Here is a 20,738-nt window from a genome sequence, read left to right as displayed (position 1 = left end):
GTTGAAAAATGTAAAAATGTAAAAATGTAAAAATGTAAAAATGTAAAAATGTAAAAATGTAAAAATGAGGAAAATAAATGGTATATGAACATAAAACCCAACAAACGCGGGAGTTGCTACTAAATACACTGTTAGATTTAGTAGCCGAAAAAGATTTTGAAAAAATTACGATCCGGGATATTACGGAAAAAGCACAAGTGAATCGCGGGACGTTTTATCGGCATTTCCAAGATAAAATGGATTTGATTGAACAGAAAGAACGACAAATATTTGCTGATTTTGAAGAGTTGCAAAGTAGATTCGCGAACAAATATTATTTTTCTGAGAAAAATGGTAAATTTGATTTGCCAACGACAGACTTAATTATGATTCTGACCTACTTGTATTCACAACGCCGGTTTATGGCCGTGATGCTTAGTCAGAATGGCGACTTGTCGTTTGAACATGATTTTGCAGAATGGTTTTATCAGGTGATTGAATCAAGCTTAAAAGCTGGCGGTAACGATGTTGATACTAAGCACATGAAGATTGTTTTGCACTATCAAGTCGCCGCAATGCTGGGGGTCATCCGCTACTGGTTTATTGATGAACAAGCTACCTCAACGCCAGAACAGATTGCTAATGAAATTATCCAAATTAATCGCAGTGGGGTGTGGGCTAATTTGGGGTAAGTAGGAACGTTTCGCGTGAAACAAAGTTTTGAGGATTTGAATTATGCGATTAGTTTGATGGGAAAACGTGTAAGTAATCTGCGGATTGCTTATTTTTTTTGCAATTAATTGAAAGGGCGTGATAGATTTCTTGAACGGTTACTTTGTTTCTTAAGAATAAGTTCGATGATTCACGAACAAAAATAAATGACATTGTTTTATAGTTTTGCGAATGTGAAACAAAAGTGGCGCTATGAGTGAAAGGAATTAAAGCAATAACGAGACTTCAGTTGACTTTGTTACTAGCTAGCAAAACAGCATTCATTTATACATTGGCATTTCCGATTGGGTGCTGATTGGTATGTTTTTGGAGGGAATCGTGAAAAACTACATTGAAGAAACACTATTTATAATTTTTATCATCGCTCAAGTTTTCTTTATTACTGCATCATGGGATTCAAACTATTACAGCCCTGTATTGTTTGCTTATCCCGTCGTGACAGTAATTGCGGCTATCACTATTTTTTGCGTAAAACGTAAAAAATAAGGAAATTGGATTTATAGCTAAAGCGTTCTATGAAGCACTAGAAATGCTAGATGCGGGTGTAATCATCTTCGAGCATTTTTCAAAGACACACGTTTTTAATCAGTAACGTAAATAGACGAAAATCAAACATTTGACCTTTACAAATAGTTACACGAAAAAATTCGAAAACTAGTAACAGAGCTAGGAGGTAGCAAATGCTAAAAGTGGATTCAGTCGTGAAAAGTTTTGGTGATTCGTAAGAAGGTGCTAGCAAGTGTATTGTTGGCACCTTCTTTTATTATGTTTAGAGGGCATTCCCGACTATCTGGAAAATATGTACGCAATTGGTAGCACGACTTTTAGATGACAGTTTGTGGTATTTTATCCAATTCTATGCGATTAAATGCAAAAAAAGTGGTACAAGATTGATGTATCAACCTTGTACCACTTTTTGAAACTAAAGTTTCTCTGATGGACAGCCAGGGGATCGAACCCTGGACCCACGGATTAAGAGTCCGTTGCTCTGCCAGCTGAGCTAGCTGTCCATATATTGTTGCTGTCTTAACGACAACAAATATCTTACCATGTCCACAAAGGGGATGCAAGCATTTTAGTTATTTTTGCCGAAATAAATTTTCTGGCACGAAGTAACAAGACCAATTCGTGATATTAATTCGGAAGCTTGAAAGTATACAAATGAGGAGGTTGAGCGATACAATCGCGCCACTGTTGAGCTTTTTCGTTGTAGCGGTGATGGTACATTCATGGTTTATGGTGCCTTTAAATTTTTCACCTTCAAATTTTTGCAATAATTTAGCTTAGTACTGACGCCGTTTCCAATTGGGAATAGCGTTTTTTCGGCTAAGCCCATAAAATTATCCATCACACGAGAAAACGCGAAATATGGTATAATTTAGGCAATGTATACCTAAATGGATACAAGCAACACGGCGGGATTAAATTAAGCACACGCCAATTTAGCATAAATTAACGAAAAAATTCAGGAACAAGCAAATACCGCTTGTGGAAGGACTACTGTACAATGAGTAAAATTTTGGTGGTCGACGATGAACGACCAATTTCAGATATTATCAAATTCACATTAACCAAGGAAAATTTCGATGTTGTGACCGCCTATGATGGTGCCGAAGCATTGGAAGTCTTTGAAGAAGAAAAGCCCGACTTAGTACTATTAGATCAAATGCTCCCCGAAATCGAAGGTAAGGAAGTCTTACGACAAATCCGGGCCAAGTCTACGGTGCCAGTTATAATGGTGTCAGCCAAGGACTCTGAAATCGACAAGGTTGTTGGCCTTGAAATGGGTGCCGATGATTACGTTACGAAGCCATTTTCTAATAGTGAATTAGTTGCGCGGGTAAAGGCTAACTTGCGTCGCCAAGCGAATACGCCAGCTGCTAATACTGACGGTGATGAAACCAATACCGATATTGCCATTGGTGATTTGATTATTCACCCAGAAGCATACATGGTTTCAAAGCGCGGTGACGATATCGAATTGACACACCGTGAATTTGAATTGTTACATTATTTGGCCCAACACATTGGTCAAGTGATGACGCGAGAACACTTATTACAAACGGTATGGGGTTATGACTACTTCGGTGATGTACGGACTGTCGATGTAACAGTTCGTCGTTTACGTGAAAAGATTGAAGATAACCCAAGCCACCCAGTGTGGTTAGTTACCCGTCGTGGGGTTGGTTACTTCTTACGTAACGCTGAAAAGGAAGATTAACCAGAGCTTGGACGCGTCCTAGCTCCGGAATTTGCATGCTGACAACAGTAGTAAAGTTGTCTAGATTTTGGTATGCCGATTTATGTATCGCCCGTAATAATAATTAGTACTCCGATAGAATGGAGTGATGAGATACTGTCATATCTCAACATAGAGTGGAGGGGAATTCGTGCAACGAATTGTAAAATTTTTCCAATCTATACACTTTAAAATCGCGCTCGTGTTCGCTTTGATGTTACTTGTAACGCTTGAACTCGTGGGCGCTTTTTTCGTGCACCAATTGGAACAACAAAATCGCAAAGCATTTAGCGCGCAAATTGAATTGCCATCATATGTCAATCAATCGTTAGGGCAACAATTAGTTATCAACAATCAAGTGACTGCTAATGGAAAAATTCACACCATTTTAACGGATGTCAATAATCCAAGCATCACGGAAATTCAAGTAATCGATACCAAAGGCACGATTCGTGGTACGAGTGATGTGAACAATCAACAAATTATCGGTCAAAAGACGACGGATAACAACGTTAAAAATGTCCTTTCAAATCATCAATATGATAAGGATGCCATTGAGGCCGAAAATGGGCAGCGTTACGAAATCGCAACGACCCCAATTGTCAGTAACCAAGGCAATCGGAGTTCCGTGGTTGGGGTGATTGTCGTACGGGCGAATATGGAATCGGTTTATAACAGTATTAATCAAATTACCGGAATTTATCTGTATGCCTCAATTGTCGCGATTGTCTTAGGGATTGCGATGGCGATTGTGATTTCCCGGGCGATTACGCGTCCTATTGAAGAAATTAATCAACAAACTAAGTTGATTGCCGATGGTGATTATAGTGGCCAAGTTCAAATCTACGGAAACGATGAATTAGGACAATTGGCACAAGCCGTTAATGTGCTATCAGATCGGGTGGAAGAATCCACCGCAGCGTCTGAATCCGAACGCCGCCGGCTAGATTCTGTGCTCGCACATATGAGTGATGGGGTTATTGCGACCGATCGTCGTGGGAATATCACGATTATTAATGACGGTGCGTTAAGCTTATTGAGTATTGAAGATACTGAGGGCGCCGTTGGTAAGTCAATTTTGGACGTATTAGACATTCGGGATCGTTATACGTTACGTCAATTGCTTGAAAGCCAAGAAGAATTGGTGTTGGACTTCACTGAATCTGATCATGAATTGATTTTGCATGCGTACTTTAGTTTAATTCAACGGGCTTCTGGTTTTATTTCTGGTTTAGTAATTGTCTTGCACGATGTTACGGAACAAGAAAAGATTGATCGTGACCGGAAAGCCTTTGTTTCAAACGTTTCGCATGAATTACGGACACCATTAACTTCAGTTCGCTCATACATTGATGCGTTGATTGATGGCGCATGGCAAGATCCCGAAGTTGCACCCAACTTCTTAAAGGTCACGCAAGAAGAAACGGGCCGGATGATTCGGATGATTAACGACTTGCTAGCATTGTCACGGATGGATTCAGGAACGACAAAGTTAGATTTAGAATATGTTAACTTGAATGAATTAGTTAACTATATTTTGAATCGTTTCGACATGATTATCGAAAAAGATGACAAACCTGACAAATACTACACAATCAAACGTGAATTTACCGAAAATGACGTCTGGGTTGAACTTGATACAGACCGCTTTACTCAAGTGATTGATAATTTGGTGAATAATGCGATTAAGTATTCACCAGATGGTAGTGAAATTACGGTTCGGTTGTTAGAAACGAATAATTATGCCATCTTGAGTATTACCGACCAAGGTTTGGGGATTCCGCGTAAGGATATTGCGCGCATCTTTGACCGTTTCTACCGGGTTGATAAAGCTCGTTCACGGGCACAAGGTGGTACTGGGCTTGGTTTGGCAATTTCAAAAGAAGTTGTCACGATGCTCGGTGGTCGGATTTGGGTCGATAGTGTCGAAGGTAAGGGTTCCACCTTCTACATTTCATTGCCATTTGAAAATTATGAAGAAGGAGATGATTGGGATGCGGAATAAACGACAATCACTCTCAGCAAACTTTGGTGTGCTGCAACGTTACTTATTACCAATTGCGACCACGGTGGTAATTATTGTCAGTTTAATTTTTACGTGGTTAATTTGGACCAACCCGGCGCACTTCAATCGGAAAAATACGACGAGTAGTGCGCCAAATACCGAAATGACGGCGCGTTCGTTAACGGATATTTATGCACCAACCCAGGTAATTTATTCAGATGATATGCAAAATCAAGAATTGCTCTACGATCCTAAAGTTAATATGGTCAATGAGCTTGAAAAAACAGTCCGACAATGGCGGTTAGTGGACTTAAAGCCATTGGCGGGTGTTACTGCTAAAAGCTATGCTAAGCTATTGGGACAAAAAAATGCGATTATCTTGAATTTCCCGGATTCAGTATCGGGTCAGGTTTTCAATGAAACTTTTTATCAAAATTTGAAAATGAAGCAGGACGTTGAATTTAATCGCGTTTTGATTCCATTGAAAAATCCGAAGCAAATGTACTTGATGAATGATAACGATTTTTCGATTTTTAAAACGAGCGTCGTTGATGCCAATATTAAAAATGTAATGAAAACCGTTAACACTGCGGCAGTGCGAATTCCGGTTGCTGAGCGCCTATACAAAGACCGAACCCTGCTAACGTATCCAGAAGGTGTTACATTAGATCAGTATTCATACTTGTTAAATAAACAAGATCAAAGTTTCTTCGTGACTTCATTATTGAATAATGGTGGGGTATCGTCGGTTAAAACTAAACGGACGGAAAAGCAAACGGTGTACGAAGATGGTAATTTCCGGCGTATGACCGTCGACAACAAAAATGGTGCGGTATTGTATCAGAATTTTGTTGGCCGCCGCGAAACACATTCATTTGATAAGCGGTTACGCCAAGGGTTTGATGATTTGGTCACGATTGGCGTGCCACTTGATAATATTCGCTACTTTGAATCTAATGAAGATGGGGTTAATTTGACTTATCGGACGTATGTTGAAGGTTTCCCAATTTTCAACCAAACTCGTTACGGCACCGTCCAATTGGATCGTGATATTCAAGGCAACGAGCAAACCGCGTTCTCATTGTATTCATTACAAGTGCCGCTACCAAATAACAAAAAACCAATTCGCCTAATATCGTCAGATGAAGTTTTCCAACAACTGAAAAGTACGGGAATTAAGCCATCGGATATTGAAGATATGCAAGTTGGTTACGAATGGGTTGCTAATCCAAATTCGGATATGGTGATTGATTTGAAGCCGGTTTGGTATGTTGAAATGAATGGTAAATGGAAATTACTAAGTGAAATAGCCAAAAATAATTAGAAAGGACGGTATGTAGATGGATTTTCGACGAATTCAATGGATTTTTTTGATTATCTTTATTGCGATTGACATCTTCCTTGGAACGCAATGGTATCAAGGGGTGCAACCTGAATCGACACCCACAAGTGGAACAGCTGCCGTCCTAAAGGAAATGCACAGCGATGATATTTCTTTTTCTAAGCCCTCAGATGAAGCGGGGGAAGGTTTCTATTTAGCGGGTAAACGCGTTAGTGACTTTACTGATAAGTTGCATGATTTGAAAAACGTGAACGCGCATAAAGTGGATAATGGCTTACAAGTTGTTGTACCAGCCAGCCATGCGCCTAAAGTTGACCCCAAAGATCCAGCGCCAGTGTTAGATGCGTTTATTCAAGACGCGGCTAATGTGATTGATGGGAAAGACTACGTTTACAGCGCGCGGTTATCAAGTATGAACCAGCATGAAATCGTGTATGTACAGGCATTATCTGCGGGGACGGTCTTCTCTTACACGGGGCAAATTCGTTTCCAGTTGTCGACAAATAATTCGATTTTAAGTTATACGCAGACACATATTGATGGGGCGCAAATGCTACGTGAAAAAACGCCAACTATCAGTGAAGAAAAAGCGTTGATTTGGCTTTATCAATATAATGAAATTCCAAATGACACAAAAGTTGCCTGGAGTCGGCTTGCATATGCGCAGTTGCTCGAAATTGATAATACGACAGTTTATGTACCAACGTGGTTCTTTGGACTAAAGAACCAAAATAGTAGTACAATGCAAGTGAAGAAGGTTAATGCATTTACGGGTGTAGTAATCAAAGGGCAAACTGAAAAGTTACCTGCGGTCGGTACAAGTGATAACAGCAACAAGTAGAAAGGGTGGCAAGTTTGGCAGATTTATTTAATAATGATGAAATGAAAGTCAGTGTCTTGGCTAGTGGTAGTTCAGGAAACGTGACTTACATTGAAACCCCAAAGCACCGCGTCCTAGTTGATGCGGGTTTATCGGGTAAAAAAGTTGAGAGCTTAATGCATGATATTGGCCGTACGCTAAAAGACGTTGATGCCTTATTTGTCACCCACGAGCACAGTGATCACATTAAAGGCGTCGGCGTCCTCGCGCGAAAATACGGCATGCCAGTGTATGCGAACACGGATACTTGGGATGCAATTGGCACCAAGATTGGGGTGATTCCCGCTGAACAAAAAATGGATTTTGAACCAGGCAAAGTTTTGACGTTGGATGACTTGGATGTTGAAAGTTTCCCCGTCTCCCACGATGCGGCCAATCCACAATTTTATCAGTTTCACCACAATTCCAAGGCATTTGCGATTGTGACTGACACGGGTTACTTGTCAGACCGCTTGCATGGAACCTTGCAAAACGCTGATGCTTACCTGATTGAAGCCAATCACGATGTTGAGATGTTGCGGATGGGTGGCTATGCGTGGTCATTAAAGCAACGTATCTTGAGTGATAAAGGTCACTTATCCAATGAAGATGGTGCGTTGGCGGCGATCGACTTGCTAGGTAACAAGACCAAACAAATTTATCTTGGACATCTCAGTAAGGAAAACAACCAAAAAGTATTAGCGCACGTGACGGTTGAACAGATTATGCAAAACCGTGATATTGCGGTTGATCATGATTTTATGTTGTATGATACTGATCCAGAAATAGCGACAAAGTTAACGGTTATCTAAAAAATTAGAGCGCCATTCCTAAAGGGAGTGACGCTTTTTTGGTACACTATAGATAGTATTTGGTGATTGGGTGGCGCTGCCACTATGCCACTGCGTGCCAGTAAATTACTTGGCGCACCACGCTGGAAGCAACCTCCCAAGCCAAAGTGCGGTCTTGAGAGGTTCGGACAAGCTGGGAGTCTAAGGAATAAATTCCTAAGACTCCTCATCTCATCCTCAGCGGAAACATGTGCTGCACACATATTCCCCCAGTCGCGGTGTAAAGGCTGCGCCCACCAAGTAATTTACCGGCACTCCGTTAGTATCAGCATAACTGTCTATTGGTACGGCATAAAAATAACTCATTTGGCAATGAATCATGAACCTGACGGATGACATTTTTGTTAATTGTAATCTATGATAAAACTAACGAAGTGCCTAAGGAATTTGTTTGGCGGGCGGAGCCTATACACCGTGAATGGGAAGTGATTTATCACTTCGCTCGAGGGAAATGAGGAGAGTTAGCGCTTTAGCGGTTACTCTCCCAGTTCACGTCGACTTTCCAAGACTACGGGCTTGGAAAGCTTGGCTTCCATCATGGTGCGCCAAGCAGATTCCGTGGCACGTAGTGGCAGCCTTCAACAAATTTCACCAAACACCAAAGAAACAAATAGAATACTTTTAAAGTTTGTTTAATGTAATAAGAGTATATTGATTACAACGAGATAAGTATTAATATAAAACTAATGATATAAAATGGAGGAGACTAAGCATATGAATAATTACAATAACTCACGACGCTCAAAGAACCGTTCAGGGAAAGTTGTTTTGACAAGTTTAATTGCCGGTATGATTGGTGGGGGCGTTGTTATCGGGGGTAACAACTTATACCAAGATTGGAGTGGTAACGGTGATCAACCGATTATTGCACCGAAATCATCAACTGGTACGACTAGTGCAGCTAAAGGTTCTGTCAAAGTTCAAAATTCAAGTAATGAATCTAACCAAGCAACCAAAGCATTTAATTCCGTTGAAGGTGCCGTGGTTTCGGTGGTTAATTTGCAAAAACAATCAGCGCAAGATTCAACTGGTGGCTTAGGTGGTATTTTAGGTGGTCAAGGTGGCAGCGATTCTAGTTCTGCAAACAGCGCCAAAGATACACTTGAAGCGGCATCAGAAGGATCTGGTGTAATCTATGAAAAGCATGATGGGACAGCGTATGTTGTGACTAATAATCACGTGGTCGCCGACTCTAATGCCTTAGAAGTTATCATGAGTGACGGCACAAAGGTCTCTGGGAAGATTGTTGGGACGGACCCTACGACGGATTTGGCCGTAATTAAAATCAATGCAGCCAAGGTTACCCAAGTTGCTAGTTTTGGTAACTCTGATCAAATTGATGTCGGTCAAAGCGTCTTAGCAATTGGTTCACCATTGGGTTCACAATATGCAACCAGTGTGACTGAGGGGATTATTTCTGCCAAGAAGCGTTCAGTGCCTGCAGTTAATGAGCAAGGCCAACAAACAGGTAACGCGACTGTTATCCAAACCGATGCCGCAATTAACCCCGGTAACTCAGGTGGTCCGTTGATTAATTTGGCTGGTCAAGTCATTGGAATTAATTCAATGAAGTTGGCGAGCGATGCGAATGGAACAAGCGTTGAAGGAATGGGCTTTTCAATTCCATCAAATGAAGTGGTGCGGATTATCAATTTGTTGGTTAAGGATGGTAGCGTGCAACGCCCAGCTTTAGGTGTGACGTTAGTTGACTTGAGTAACATTGATGCCGCTTCCCAAAAGAGCGTCCTGAAATTACCAACGTCCGTTAAAGACGGGGTCGTTATCATGCAAACGTTGAAGACGAGTCCCGCTAAGAATGCGGGTATCAAGAAGTATGACGTAATTACGGAACTTGATGGAAAGAAAACTCCCGATCAAGCAACGTTACGGGATATTCTATACAGCCACAAGGTCGGTGACACCATTTCGGTTAAATACTACCGTGGTGATAAGTTGAAGACTGGTGAAATTAAATTAACTGCTGATACGAAAACCTTAGATAAAGAAACTACGAAAAAGTAAATAAAAATCCGCAGACTGACCAGCTTGGTCAATTTGCGGATTTTTGTGTATCATTGGTTAGTGCCAGAAATTTTCAATGAATCTGAATAAGCCAGAGTAGGCGGCGATTGAGAGTGGTTTGCCAACAATCATAATGATGATAAATGTCCGTGGGGTCATTTTTGATAATCCAGCCATCATTGATAAAATGTCATCGGGGGCACCGGGTAACAGAATTGCTAGGAAGAAAATTTTGGCAAAGCGTTTTTCGTCATCGAGCCATTTGAGATATTTCATTTGTTTTTCGGGTGAAACGAGGTGCTTTAATAGTTTGTGGCCGAAATAACGCCCGAGCATAAATGCTAAAATAGAACCAAGGACAATTGAAGTATAGTTATAAACGAAACCCATCCAAGGGCCAAAGAGGACGACACCAGCTGATAAAATTAATGAGCCAGGGATGATGGGGATGATGATTTGAATTATTTGCAGGATAAAGAAAATTATCGGTGCTAGGATTGGGTGCGTATCGACACCAACAATCCGCCGTAGCACTTCAATGTGCGTAAAGGCGCCGATATACCAGAGATAAACGCCTAGTGCGATAATTATAGCTAGTACGAGATAACTAGCCCAAGCGATGATTTTATGAGTTTTAATTTTATTTTCCATGTTGGTCACCAATTGATTTTTAGAGTTATTATTTAGCTAACTCTATTCTAAAACAAAGGAGAAGTATATGAAAACATTAGTGATTGTCGCTCACCCAGATTTTGAACATTCAGCGACGCAACAATTTTTGTATCATGGATTGCCAAGTGGGGAGGATGTCACGCGGCACCATTTAGATAAGTTAAGTGAACTAGATGTGACGGTCGAACAGCAGTTGCTACGTGAACACGATCGGATTATTTTTCAATTTCCTTTATATTGGTATAGCACACCAACAAGTCTGCGGAACTGGCAGGATCAAGTTTTAACGCAGGGCTTTGCCTTTGGCGCGGGCGCAGTTTTGAACGGCAAAGAGTTTGGGATTGTCGTGTCATTTAGTGATGCGTTGCGCGAATATCAAGCAGGTGGGCAGGAACAATATACCATTTCTGAAATTTTACGGCCGCTGCAAGCAATGGCACATAAATTAGGATGGCAATATCGCACACCGTTGATGATAAGCCAGTTTGCCTACAAAAATGACGAAGAACGTTTGGCACTGATTATGGAGTATCAACGTTACCTGACGCAAGCGGGGACGGGCTTCGCAGCAACTCAAGAATGGTACTTAGCGCAACTGGCAACGCTAATTGCTCAGACTGACAGTGAATTAGCCCAAGCTAAGTTAGAAGCCGTCTACGAGCAAATGCTTGCGAATCGCGATGATCTGACTGAACTGCATTGGACGGTTGATATGATTAAAAATGAAGAGGAGGGCTACTAAAATGGATGAACAAGTATGGCTACTTACAACGATTAAAGAACTTGAAGATGGGGCAGTTGGCTTTAACGAGCGCGCACTTTTGCATGGATTGCAGGCGGTAGCCCAAGAACAACTTGAGCGAATTGACCAGAGCAGTGGTGAGTTGGACGGGCGCATTTGGAATCCGGGGAAGTGGAGTTAGATTCTAGAATATTAATGGGCCCTATTCCGTCTGACATGGAATTGAATAAAATAGGACACTACATGCCAGCAAATTACTTGGCGCACCACGCTGGAAGCACATTGCCAAGCCAAAGTGCGGTCTTGGCAAACTCGGATAAGCTGGGACTCTAGGGGAATAAATCCCCAAGAGTCCTCATCTCATCCTCGGCGGCGACATGTGTTGCACACATATCACCCCAGTCGCGGTGTAAAGGCTACGCCCGCCAAGTAATTTACCGGCACTTCGTTAGTTAGGAATAATACTCAAACTAGTAAAAAACAGTCGTTGTGGGCTGAAGTACGTTGAAATAATGCACAAGTTCAATCAATCAGTAATTCGGCGGTTGTTCAGAATTTATAATATGTAAAAAAATACTAATAAAAATTGGTTCGTGAAATCGATATGTTATGGGTATCTGCGTTTTTACAGTGGTACATTGTCCGAGATTAAATATTGATTTCAGACCATTCGGTGGGGTGCAGATTCAATCAAATCGGTTATCACTGATTTTGTGATGTGCTCAAAACTAGTGCTTAAGGTATATTCCGTGATACGTGAGTCTTAAACAAAAGTACAGAAATGAGAATCTCACGTCAGACGGAATCGGGCCAAAATACGGAAATTTTGAGCGGGTTATTTTTTGACCTATGATTTATCAAGTTAATAAAAGTATCGACAATAAATTATTTAAGATGTGAATGACAATCCCCGGATACAAGGGGTTTTATACGAAGAAGGCAAACGACAACACTAAAAACGATGTGATTAATAAATGGACCCAAAGCGTCAATCTTATGACAACTGGCAAATATAATCGAAACGAACATAACAGTGGTTGCGATAGGTATAAGAAGTAAGAAACATCTATTAAATGTTCAATTAATTTTGCGTTGCCGGATTCGTAGACGTAATTACCCACTGGCAAGTATTTATTTAAATTGACGGCAATAGAGATATAAACTAGGTCCTTATTTAAGATGTAACCCAATGCTTGCTGGTATGTAACACGCCCCGTTCTCGTCAAGGGGATGAAACAACGCAATAATTAAGGATATAAATGGAGGATGACAATGAAAACTAAGGGTATTGTTGTATTGGGAGTGGCAGTAGTTGCATTAGGCTTGGGTATGAATGGAATAAACGCTGACACAATAGAAAATAGTAATCCAAATAATTGGACGCCAGCGCAGATTGCGGATTTTTTTAACGACGCAAAAACCCCATCGATTACATATAATCCAGGGGTCAATGGGGCGGAACAAACGTATGAGTTGCTTGATAGCAATGAGGAAGCTGTGCAAGTTACCGTATCAGCGGATTTAGATAATGATGCTGTATCAGATATTGATGTGCGGACCGGAGCATTAGCGAATGGGACATATACAGTCTCAAAAAAATCTTTGTCATGGAAGGCCAGCTACAAAGTTGTTGTGAATAAGGATTGTATTATTGCTGCCAAGAAAGGTTCAGCCACTGCATTTATTGGATCAATCACAAGTAAAAAATTAAAAATTGTCAGTGCAAAGAAAGCTGAATATCGGTTAACGCATAAAATTGGGCAGGTGACGACTACGCCAAGTATAGTAGCCACAATTAAAGGAAGCAGTCTAAAAGTTAGCTAATTGGGGCCGTTTACATGACTAACCGAAAACCAATCAAAGTAATTATTTAGAATGAGAAATAAATCATAGACGTTAATTAGAATAGCGATGATTGCCAGAAACAGGACAATCTTGAAAAGACTGTTTCTTTTTTTATTCAATTTGAGTACTAATGGCCCTAGGATTAATCCAATGGGTGTGGCCAAACTTGCAATGACAGCCAGAATAATTAAAATCAGGCTATTATCAGCGGCTTCATGTTGAGATACGTGCGTAATTTGGGCTAATTTGTCGGTTTGTGCAGGTATGATATTTGTGGAATCAGTCTTGTGCCCCAAAAGTTGATCAACAGTTACATTATATAAAGTAGCGAGCTCAGTAAGATTATCAATATCAGGATAACCACGATCGTTTTCCCACCGTGAAATTGCTTGACGAGAAACATGTAACGAATCAGCTACCGATGTCTGTGAAAGCCCCATCGTTTCACGTGCTTGTTTTAGTGTTGAACCTAATTCGGTCATAATATCTCCCCCAAGAAAATTTTGAATTAAGTTAAGTATACCCATTAATAATGGAATCTCAATCTATGTTCGAAGGATTTTTCGGTAGTGATTGCAGATATGAGGTGGCATGCCCAGAAAAATACTGCACGGTGTAATCCGCATGTTGAGTCACAATTTTCTTTTGTGTAGTCATTCCACGGTAAAGTTCGCGATTTCTTAATTATTAACCACAATAAGATTAATTAGTAGTAAGTAATGCATTACATCATAGCAATTATTGTTTTACATTACTCGCTATAAACGTTGATACAGCAGCATGTTACGCATATGTAACCCTATACTTTCTGGTTATTTCAATAGAATAGTTCAATAATTGATTACATCAAAAGGAAATGGAGGTTTAGGTTTATATCAATAGCGCCATCGGATATATTCCGGATTCTCACGGGGCTTGAGGACATAACTTCAGATTCGATAACGTATTTAGAATACAAATAAATCATGTTAGGAGGGATGGTGATAATGAAAAAATTTAATTACACACTTTGGTTAGTGTTAATCTTATTGACGGCAGCGTTTGGGGTGCTATACAGCAAAATGTATCACTATGAAGTAGTTTTGCTAATGAGTTTATTCTGTGGGGTGTGGGGTAATGGATATTTATTAGTTAATTTTATTGGCCGGATGCGGTACATTTTACGCACCGAAAAGTAAATGCCAATTTGATATAACGGGGGGTGTTGTAGTTTTTTGGATGATATGTGAGCTGAAGAGGAGAAAATGGCTATGATTTGGGGTGGAGTGTTGATTGCAATTGTACTTATGGCAAGTGGAGTACATGTTGCTTCGTTAAAACGGGGGAAGGAATTTCGCAGCATGATAACGTTAGCAATTGCGGTGCTCATGGCTAATGAATTGAAATATGGCCAATTATTAAGAGGCGCGGTGGGATTGCAACGTATCGGGATTGTCGTGGCAAGTGTCTTAATATTATTTGTAATTTACTGGGTAATTGGGAAAGCTCTGCCCGAAACGTGGACGAATGAAACTAAAAGTCGTAACTAAATCTATTATGGAGTTATTGGTATAATTTACGGATAATAGACAGGAATTAATGTATTCAGAGTTGAATGAAATTGCCGCAAATTTTTTTGGATTCTAATGAAAAACCAGTCTCATTAAGTTAAGTGAGATTAGAAAAAAGTCAATACAATTCACATAAACTCAACCTAGGATGCACTCGGATTTTTGGGAGATAGTTACAATAAAAAGACTCCAAGTCAGTTAGATTGTCTAACTTGCTTGGAGCCTTTTAGATTAAATACACATTTTTTTACGACTCACAAATGGTTAAGGACACCGTGGACGCTGGCATCCAATTACTGTTTCGATTTAGCTTTGTTTTGCTTTAACTAACTGATTCAGCAAATTATTGAGCTGTTCAGCGACTTGGCGGTCGTTTGTGTTATGCAACGTTAAATACAGTGAAATCGGATCAACTGTGATTTGGTAGTTTGCGGGCAACAATTGGCTGAAAATTTGTGGATCAAATTTCCAAGCTTCGACAGCTACATATTTTTTAGGCTGCAAAGTCGCCATGAATTGATCAACCTTTACTGAAGTTAATGCAGTCGTGATTGCTTTGTTTGGCATAGCCCAGCTAACTAGCTTGGTTGATGGGACTAATGTGAATTTGCTAAGTGCGGTAACGCCGGCCATACGTTTATTTTGTACAGCGTTAATAGCTTCAGTTGGCAAATACAAAGTTTTTTGCACAGGACTTGGCAAGAGGCGCAGAATAGCTTGCATCCAAGTATTGAGGTCATAACCTTCAGGGATAGCAAAACTATAATTACGAGTGTAGCCAGATGTTGTGAGCCAGCCGGCATCAACGAAGGTTGTCAAAGTCCGTGAAATGGTCATTGGCGTGATTCCTAATAACTCAGCCAATTGGCGGACTTTGATATGGAAGGTGTTACTAGTATCATCGTGGAGCAGTTTCCAGTAAAGCAGGGCGATGATAATAATGTGCTGATTCTTCGACAAAGAAATTAATTGCATTGTTGGGACGACTGTTTTTGGTTTAGCTAATGATGGTAAGTACATTCCGTTTTCACTAATAAAGCCAAATTTATTTTGAGTTAGGAGTAATTGCGTGTCCGCTGACAGGTGGTCAGTGATGAATAAAATTGACATTGGCACGTTCTTAAGCAACTTAATTAGTTGAATAAAACGGTCGTCATTGAGATCGTCATCAGTGTCGATGAGGACTAATTCTTCATTGTTAATCGTCACATTAGCCATCGTAATATGGTCACGTAAGGCGCTAGGCATTAAAGCAACCATTTCAGAGTTGAGTTCATAATTGGTGAGGATTAAGCCATATTGATTTAGTAATTGTTGTATATTATCCACGGGTTATCTCCTTTTGTAACATTGTGATTAACATTATATCAAATTTAAAAACCAATATCGATGGCAGTTGTATTAATACCTTTTGATTGCCATGGTATAAAGCATATACGTTGCAAAAATGTTAACGTACGTGCCGCAATTGATGGCGTTCTTAGCTAGTAGCAACCAGCATTAAAACTGTCAAAATATTAGCAGAATTTTATTTTCATTGGTAGTCAATAAATTCTACCAGATAAACAAGTGGAGGTGGTGATTTTTAATTTTTCTGTGGGTGTCGATGTACCAACGCTGTTACATAATGGAACGCGATGCTTGCGGATGGAAAATCACCGATGGATAACGAGCGATAAAGGGAACCTAAGTTAGATTTTAAATAGAATATCAAGTTCACGAATGAATTTAGCTTTGTGAAAATTTGTACAGAATGGTCTTGCTGAAAGAGAAGGCGGGTGGTAAGCTAAGACTATTAACTTTTACGTACAAATGGTGGTGCTTCACGCGTCACTACAATGAAATTATGAAGGAGCTGTCCGGGCTACCTGATGCAATGAAATTATGAAGGAGAATCAGTCGATGCAAACCCGTACCTGTCAATGTCAAATGATAATGCAGACTTGTTAGCGTGTAGACTGAATTCCCCGGTCAGCGACTTTAACAGGTTTGTTTTCCTTGTTAAAGTTGCTGGCTAATCGACTGAATACTTCAGCGGACTAGTAGGTAAACTACGAGTCCGTTTTTTATTTGCATAATTTGGGCTCTATTCCGTCTGACGTGGAATTTATAAAATGCGATGAGATGAGATGTATGATGCCACTGTGTGCCTGAAAATCACATTGTGCACCGAGATGGAAGCACATGCCCAAGCCACGTGCTTATGCCTGAGGTACGGCAACGCAAAACATTCCAGCAGTTTGTTTGCAACAAACAACTGAATCTAATCAAAACCCGATTAGATTAGCCTTCCAGGCTGAATGTCTGTCTTGGGCAATTCGGGATAGCTGGCAGTTTAATGGCTAAAGCCAAAAGACTGCTCATCTACCCTCAGCGACAAACCTGACACATGGTGTCAAGTTCGTCCCATTTCGGTGTAAAGCCTGGCGGCCACAATGTGATTTTCAGTCACTCCGCTAGATAAGCGTTGAACTATTGATTACCGCTAAACTTGCAGCGACAAGGATTACGGCATACTACTAGTCAGACTGCCCGCTCAAACTAACGAAGAGGCTGGAAACAGGCTGGACTTTAGCTCGCACCGTGATGGCATAATCAGTAACGGGGCTCGTTACTGATTATGGATTTGTGAAGATGGTTACCGCGTTAGCGAACCAAGCTTCGCAAGCATTTGAAGACCGCACTGTGGCTTCAAATGCTTGTCTTCCATCACGGTGTCCAGACTGTTTCCAGACACGTAGTGGGAATCGATCTGAGACGCATATCCAAATTCCACGCTAGAAAAATTTTAGCCATAATTTGTTGTAGCGCCACGTTTTTGAAATGGTGATATTTAGTACGTTGAAAGTTAATAATTTAGGTGTTAGTTGTAAAATATTGGAGGGACTAATGTTAGTTTTCTGACATATTTCAACAAAGCACCAAACAATAAGTAGAATGGAGGATTAAGACTGATGTTTGCCACAATTGATAGTATTATCGAACGCGATCCAGCGGCTCGTTCACGTATCCAAGTCATTTTGACTTATAGTGGATACCAAGCTGAGGTTGCTCATCGAGTTAGTCATTGGCTACACCGGCACCACCGGTTATTAATGGCTGATTTGGTGGCACATGTGGCGAAACAATTAACGGGGGTCGAAATCCATCCAGGAGCACAACTTGGCAAGCGGTTGTTTATCGATCACGGCTATGGTGTCGTGATTGGTGAAACTGCGATTGTTGGGGATGACGTGACAATGCACCATGCAGTGACGTTGGGGGGACGCAAAGAAATCGTCAATCGACGTCATCCGAAAATTGGTAACCGAGTTTTAATCGGCGCGAACGCATTGGTTTTGGGGGCAATTGAAGTTCATGATGATGCCAAAATCGGTGCCGGGAGTGTCGTGGTTAAAGATGTGGCGGCTGGTAAAACAGTTGTTGGGAATGCAGCGCGAATTATTAATTAAAAAAAGAGGATATTAGATAATGAAATCAGCAAACATTTTAGATTATATCGGACACACACCAATCGTTAAGTTACAAAACATTGTTCCTGAGGGCGCCGCCGACGTGTACGTTAAGTTGGAATACTTCAACATGGGTGGTTCCGTGAAGGACCGGGTCGCTTTGAAGTTGATTGAAGACGCTGAAGCAACCGGGCGCTTGACTAAAGACATGACGTTGATTGAACCTACTTCTGGTAATACCGGGATTGGGATTGCCGCTGTGGCTGCTGCGAAGGGTTACAAGGCAATTATCGTGATGCCTGAATCTGCCTCAGCAGAGCGCAAAATGCTGGTTAAAGCATACGGTGCGGAATTAATCACGACACCAAAAGCTGACGGTATGAAAGGCTCAATGGCTGTTGTTGATGAATACTTGGCCAAGGGTGGTTATTTGCAACTAGGTCAATTCATTAACCAAGCTAACCCACAAGCACACTATGAAACAACTGGTCCTGAAATCGTGGAATTCTTTGATGGCAAGACGCCTGATGTCTTCGTTGCAGGTATCGGTACTGGTGGTACAATCACAGGTGCTGGTCACTATTTAAAGGAACAAAACCCAGCAATCGAAATTATTGGGGTTGAACCAGCTGAATCTGCAGTCTTGAATGGTAAGGCTGCCGGTCCACACGCTATCCAAGGGATTGGGGCCGGTTTTGCCGCTGAAATTTTGGATCAAAAGGTTTATGAAAAAGTTGATATGGTAACAAGCGACCAAGCCCGGCAAATGGCCCGTTTGGTTGGTGCTAAGGAAGGTATCTTGTTGGGCTTCTCATCAGGAGCTGCGATTTATGCCGCCATTGAACACGCCAAGGAATTAGGTGCTGGTCATTCAGTCCTCGCCTTGGCACCTGACAATGGTGAACGTTACTTGTCTACGGATTTATTTGCCTAAGTTAAGTAATTGAAATAAAATTAAAAAGGGGCTGGGACATAACTCAGACCCGCACTTTAGGTAAATATTTTGTCTGGGTGCTTGGACAATCCGCATACTGAGGCGTATACTTTGAAACGTATTTTTAATAGTAGATTGGAACGAGAAAAAAATAAGTAAAGTCACCATCGGGGGGGAATAGATAATGAAAATTATTAGGATGGATGAAAAATCAGTAAATGATTTTTGGCAGCTAAGAAAGCAGTTGTTTGAAGAATTAAATGAAATTACATCTCTTGAAGATACACAGAAATTAGAAAATACAACGAAAGAATTTTACTTATCACATATAAATAAAGATTTAATTTGTTGGGGCGTAATAATTGAAAATAAAATCATTGCTTCAAGTTCCTTATGTTTATTTAATCGCATTCCATACCAAGAAAATTTGACAGGAAAAGAAGGCTATATTTTAAATATCTATACTTGTTCAAATTATCGAAAGCAAGGTATTGCGTCACAACTTTTAAGTGAGATGAAGGAATATGCCAAGCAAAATCAAATCAATAGATTATGGTTAAGTAGTAGTGACAATGGACTAGCATTATACAAAGAACATGGATTTATTGAAAAAAATAATGAGCTGGAGATTTTTATTGTAAATAACTCCTCAAAATTTGAATGAGTTCGAATATGTAAGTCAAAAAACGAAAAAACTCTTCTCCTAGCTTATATAGAAAAATGAGCCTCAAGATTTCAAAAATCGAAATCTTGAGGCTCATTTAGTTTTTTGGCACTAGGTTTTGTCCCAGCCCCTTTTTGTAGTGTGGAAGAATGTTATTCCCAATAGCCACGACCTTTTAATTTGTATAATTTATTCTGTTCACGGACGGCGGATTTCATCATCGTTTCCATTAAATCTTGGGTGGAATAAAGTGGTAACCCTTGGGCTTCGCGGTTAGCAGCCTTTAAGTGTTTGGCTTTGATGACGCCAACTTTGCCATCGGGCGCATCAGGGGTAATCACACCAATACCTTGGTCGTAGTACGGTTGCAGTTCGGCGACTGGAATTACTTGCCAGACAGCATAGGGCATGACAAAATAACCGTAGTCACCGACAAAGGATTTAGCCGCCTTCGTGCGAAAATCTTCAAGCGAAATTTTTAATTCATATGTCCGGAAAACCATACCTTTGGCAGAGTTTTCGGCCGTCATGAAGTCAACCCGTTCGCGAAAACCATCCTTTTTGCGTAAGTCACGATCACCAAAGGTTACTTCATATACGCCCCAAGTACTGTGCTTGGTAGCTTTATTCTGCCAGAGCCATTTTTCGAGGTTTTTAGTTTGCTGTGTTTTAGCCATTTGCATTCCTATCGTGTTAGTATAATTACTTTAGCATTTGTGACGGATTGTGTAACTAAAAAAATAAACGATATATGGTACTAGGAAAAATTGTTAATTGGAGGCTTAGAATTTTTGCTCCAGCACAGCTTTCTAGCGATGTTGAATAATTAAGAATTTAGTAATTTGCGTGA

General features: G+C 40.5%; 20 protein-coding genes and 1 tRNA gene. 16 read left to right on the top strand and 5 right to left on the bottom strand.

Annotated features, from left to right (window positions below; all coding sequences use genetic code 11):
* Positions 1–77 precede the first annotated feature (77 nt).
* Both EQG49_RS06840 and EQG49_RS13700 read left to right on the top strand, forming a co-directional pair.
* Positions 78–671: a TetR/AcrR family transcriptional regulator gene (locus EQG49_RS06840; protein ID WP_133363273.1), complete on the top strand. Its 594-nt coding sequence runs from the start codon at positions 78–80 to the stop codon at positions 669–671.
* 358 nt (positions 672–1,029) lie between these two features.
* Positions 1,030–1,197, top strand: coding sequence for a hypothetical protein (locus tag EQG49_RS13700; RefSeq protein WP_165964816.1), 168 nt, complete (start codon positions 1,030–1,032; stop codon positions 1,195–1,197).
* A 451-nt stretch (positions 1,198–1,648) separates the two neighbouring features.
* On the opposite strand, the gene EQG49_RS06835 is transcribed toward EQG49_RS13700, so the two are convergent.
* Positions 1,649–1,721 (bottom strand) — tRNA-Lys (locus EQG49_RS06835).
* Between the two features lie 497 nt (positions 1,722–2,218).
* Between EQG49_RS06835 and yycF the strand changes: the two genes are divergently transcribed.
* The 6 genes from yycF to EQG49_RS06800 all read left to right on the top strand — a co-directional run bounded on the left by yycF (position 2,219) and on the right by EQG49_RS06800 (position 10,029).
* Complete coding sequence (gene yycF, locus EQG49_RS06830) at positions 2,219–2,932, top strand: response regulator YycF (protein ID WP_133363272.1); 714 nt, start codon at positions 2,219–2,221, stop codon at positions 2,930–2,932.
* Between the two features lie 169 nt (positions 2,933–3,101).
* Positions 3,102–4,955: a cell wall metabolism sensor histidine kinase WalK gene (walK, locus tag EQG49_RS06825; RefSeq protein ID WP_133363271.1), complete on the top strand. Its 1,854-nt coding sequence runs from the start codon at positions 3,102–3,104 to the stop codon at positions 4,953–4,955.
* The gene (locus tag EQG49_RS06820; RefSeq protein WP_165964815.1) at positions 4,945–6,279 is read left to right on the top strand and encodes a YycH family regulatory protein; all 1,335 of its coding nucleotides are present in this window, start codon (positions 4,945–4,947) and stop codon (positions 6,277–6,279) included. Before walK ends, EQG49_RS06820 begins: the two co-directional genes overlap by 11 nt.
* 16 nt (positions 6,280–6,295) lie before the next feature.
* Positions 6,296–7,138, top strand: a complete 843-nt coding sequence (locus EQG49_RS06815; RefSeq protein WP_133363269.1) for a two-component system regulatory protein YycI — start codon at positions 6,296–6,298, stop codon at positions 7,136–7,138.
* 41 nt (positions 7,139–7,179) lie between these two features.
* Positions 7,180–7,968: an MBL fold metallo-hydrolase gene (locus tag EQG49_RS06805; RefSeq protein WP_133364549.1), complete on the top strand. Its 789-nt coding sequence runs from the start codon at positions 7,180–7,182 to the stop codon at positions 7,966–7,968.
* 753 nt (positions 7,969–8,721) lie between these two features.
* Complete coding sequence (locus tag EQG49_RS06800; protein WP_133363268.1) at positions 8,722–10,029, top strand: S1C family serine protease; 1,308 nt, start codon at positions 8,722–8,724, stop codon at positions 10,027–10,029.
* A gap of 57 nt (positions 10,030–10,086) precedes the next feature.
* Here the strand turns inward: EQG49_RS06800 and EQG49_RS06795 are convergent, their stop codons facing one another.
* Positions 10,087–10,680, bottom strand: a complete 594-nt coding sequence (locus EQG49_RS06795) for a TVP38/TMEM64 family protein (RefSeq protein WP_133363267.1) — start codon at positions 10,678–10,680, stop codon at positions 10,087–10,089.
* Between the two features lie 67 nt (positions 10,681–10,747).
* Here EQG49_RS06795 and EQG49_RS06790 point away from each other — a divergent pair, with 67 nt between their 5' ends.
* The 3 genes from EQG49_RS06790 to EQG49_RS06780 all read left to right on the top strand — a co-directional run bounded on the left by EQG49_RS06790 (position 10,748) and on the right by EQG49_RS06780 (position 13,267).
* A complete protein-coding gene (locus tag EQG49_RS06790; protein ID WP_133363266.1) occupies positions 10,748–11,443 on the top strand; it encodes an NAD(P)H-dependent oxidoreductase in 696 nt (231 codons plus the stop codon).
* 1 nt (position 11,444) lies between these two features.
* On the top strand, positions 11,445–11,624 hold the full coding sequence (locus EQG49_RS06785) for a hypothetical protein (protein WP_133363265.1): 180 nt from the start codon (positions 11,445–11,447) through the stop codon (positions 11,622–11,624).
* Between the two features lie 1,091 nt (positions 11,625–12,715).
* Entirely contained in the window at positions 12,716–13,267 is a 552-nt protein-coding gene (locus tag EQG49_RS06780; RefSeq protein WP_133363264.1) for a DUF5626 family protein, read from the top strand.
* Here the strand turns inward: EQG49_RS06780 and EQG49_RS06775 are convergent.
* Positions 13,264–13,770 (bottom strand): helix-turn-helix domain-containing protein, encoded by a 507-nt coding sequence (locus EQG49_RS06775; protein ID WP_165964814.1) that lies wholly within the window; start codon positions 13,768–13,770, stop codon positions 13,264–13,266. The genes EQG49_RS06780 and EQG49_RS06775 overlap by 4 nt on opposite strands.
* A gap of 504 nt (positions 13,771–14,274) precedes the next feature.
* On the opposite strand from EQG49_RS06775, the gene EQG49_RS06770 reads away from it, so the two are divergent.
* Together EQG49_RS06770 and EQG49_RS06765 are read left to right on the top strand one after the other, a co-directional pair.
* Complete coding sequence (locus tag EQG49_RS06770; protein WP_133363262.1) at positions 14,275–14,466, top strand: hypothetical protein; 192 nt, start codon at positions 14,275–14,277, stop codon at positions 14,464–14,466.
* Positions 14,467–14,532: 66 nt separating this feature from the next.
* Entirely contained in the window at positions 14,533–14,817 is a 285-nt protein-coding gene (locus tag EQG49_RS06765) for a hypothetical protein (protein ID WP_133363261.1), read from the top strand.
* A gap of 327 nt (positions 14,818–15,144) precedes the next feature.
* Here EQG49_RS06765 and EQG49_RS06760 read toward each other — a convergent pair whose 3' ends face one another.
* Complete coding sequence (locus EQG49_RS06760; RefSeq protein ID WP_133363260.1) at positions 15,145–16,167, bottom strand: helix-turn-helix domain-containing protein; 1,023 nt, start codon at positions 16,165–16,167, stop codon at positions 15,145–15,147.
* A 1,625-nt stretch (positions 16,168–17,792) separates the two neighbouring features.
* On the opposite strand from EQG49_RS06760, the gene epsC reads away from it, so the two are divergent.
* From epsC to EQG49_RS06745, 3 genes are all read left to right on the top strand, one after another.
* Positions 17,793–18,290, top strand: coding sequence for a serine O-acetyltransferase EpsC (epsC, locus tag EQG49_RS06755; RefSeq protein ID WP_133363259.1), 498 nt, complete (start codon positions 17,793–17,795; stop codon positions 18,288–18,290).
* 19 nt (positions 18,291–18,309) lie between these two features.
* On the top strand, positions 18,310–19,224 hold the full coding sequence (gene cysK, locus EQG49_RS06750) for a cysteine synthase A (protein WP_175577946.1): 915 nt from the start codon (positions 18,310–18,312) through the stop codon (positions 19,222–19,224).
* Between the two features lie 184 nt (positions 19,225–19,408).
* A complete protein-coding gene (locus EQG49_RS06745; RefSeq protein ID WP_133363257.1) occupies positions 19,409–19,888 on the top strand; it encodes a GNAT family N-acetyltransferase in 480 nt (159 codons plus the stop codon).
* A 152-nt stretch (positions 19,889–20,040) separates the two neighbouring features.
* Here EQG49_RS06745 and EQG49_RS06740 read toward each other — a convergent pair whose 3' ends face one another.
* The gene (locus EQG49_RS06740) at positions 20,041–20,565 is read right to left on the bottom strand and encodes a hypothetical protein (RefSeq protein WP_133363256.1); all 525 of its coding nucleotides are present in this window, start codon (positions 20,563–20,565) and stop codon (positions 20,041–20,043) included.
* Positions 20,566–20,738 lie beyond the last annotated feature (173 nt).

Origin of the sequence: Periweissella cryptocerci, assembly GCF_004358325.1 — a bacterium.
Classification (GTDB): Bacteria; Bacillota; Bacilli; order Lactobacillales; family Lactobacillaceae; genus Periweissella; species Periweissella cryptocerci.
The sequence above is the reverse complement of the archived record's forward strand: the minus strand, read 5'-3'. Positions and strand labels throughout refer to the sequence as shown.

Bases quoted from the DNA above. Each gene is read 5' to 3' on its own strand.
- EQG49_RS06765 (WP_133363261.1), top strand. From the start codon at position 14,533: ATGGCTATGATTTGGGGTGGAGTGTTGATTGCAATTGTACTTATGGCA.
- epsC (WP_133363259.1), top strand. From the start codon at position 17,793: ATGTTTGCCACAATTGATAGTATTATCGAACGCGATCCAGCGGCTCGT.
- EQG49_RS06815 (WP_133363269.1), top strand. From the start codon at position 6,296: ATGGATTTTCGACGAATTCAATGGATTTTTTTGATTATCTTTATTGCG.
- EQG49_RS06795 (WP_133363267.1), bottom strand. From the start codon at position 10,680: ATGGAAAATAAAATTAAAACTCATAAAATCATCGCTTGGGCTAGTTAT.
- EQG49_RS06820 (WP_165964815.1), top strand. From the start codon at position 4,945: ATGCGGAATAAACGACAATCACTCTCAGCAAACTTTGGTGTGCTGCAA.
- EQG49_RS06790 (WP_133363266.1), top strand. From the start codon at position 10,748: ATGAAAACATTAGTGATTGTCGCTCACCCAGATTTTGAACATTCAGCG.
- EQG49_RS06740 (WP_133363256.1), bottom strand. From the start codon at position 20,565: ATGGCTAAAACACAGCAAACTAAAAACCTCGAAAAATGGCTCTGGCAG.
- cysK (WP_175577946.1), top strand. From the start codon at position 18,310: ATGAAATCAGCAAACATTTTAGATTATATCGGACACACACCAATCGTT.
- EQG49_RS06840 (WP_133363273.1), top strand. From the start codon at position 78: ATGGTATATGAACATAAAACCCAACAAACGCGGGAGTTGCTACTAAAT.
- EQG49_RS06775 (WP_165964814.1), bottom strand. From the start codon at position 13,770: ATGACCGAATTAGGTTCAACACTAAAACAAGCACGTGAAACGATGGGG.
- yycF (WP_133363272.1), top strand. From the start codon at position 2,219: ATGAGTAAAATTTTGGTGGTCGACGATGAACGACCAATTTCAGATATT.
- EQG49_RS06785 (WP_133363265.1), top strand. From the start codon at position 11,445: ATGGATGAACAAGTATGGCTACTTACAACGATTAAAGAACTTGAAGAT.
- EQG49_RS06745 (WP_133363257.1), top strand. From the start codon at position 19,409: ATGAAAATTATTAGGATGGATGAAAAATCAGTAAATGATTTTTGGCAG.
- EQG49_RS06800 (WP_133363268.1), top strand. From the start codon at position 8,722: ATGAATAATTACAATAACTCACGACGCTCAAAGAACCGTTCAGGGAAA.
- EQG49_RS06805 (WP_133364549.1), top strand. From the start codon at position 7,180: ATGAAAGTCAGTGTCTTGGCTAGTGGTAGTTCAGGAAACGTGACTTAC.
- EQG49_RS06770 (WP_133363262.1), top strand. From the start codon at position 14,275: ATGAAAAAATTTAATTACACACTTTGGTTAGTGTTAATCTTATTGACG.
- EQG49_RS06780 (WP_133363264.1), top strand. From the start codon at position 12,716: ATGAAAACTAAGGGTATTGTTGTATTGGGAGTGGCAGTAGTTGCATTA.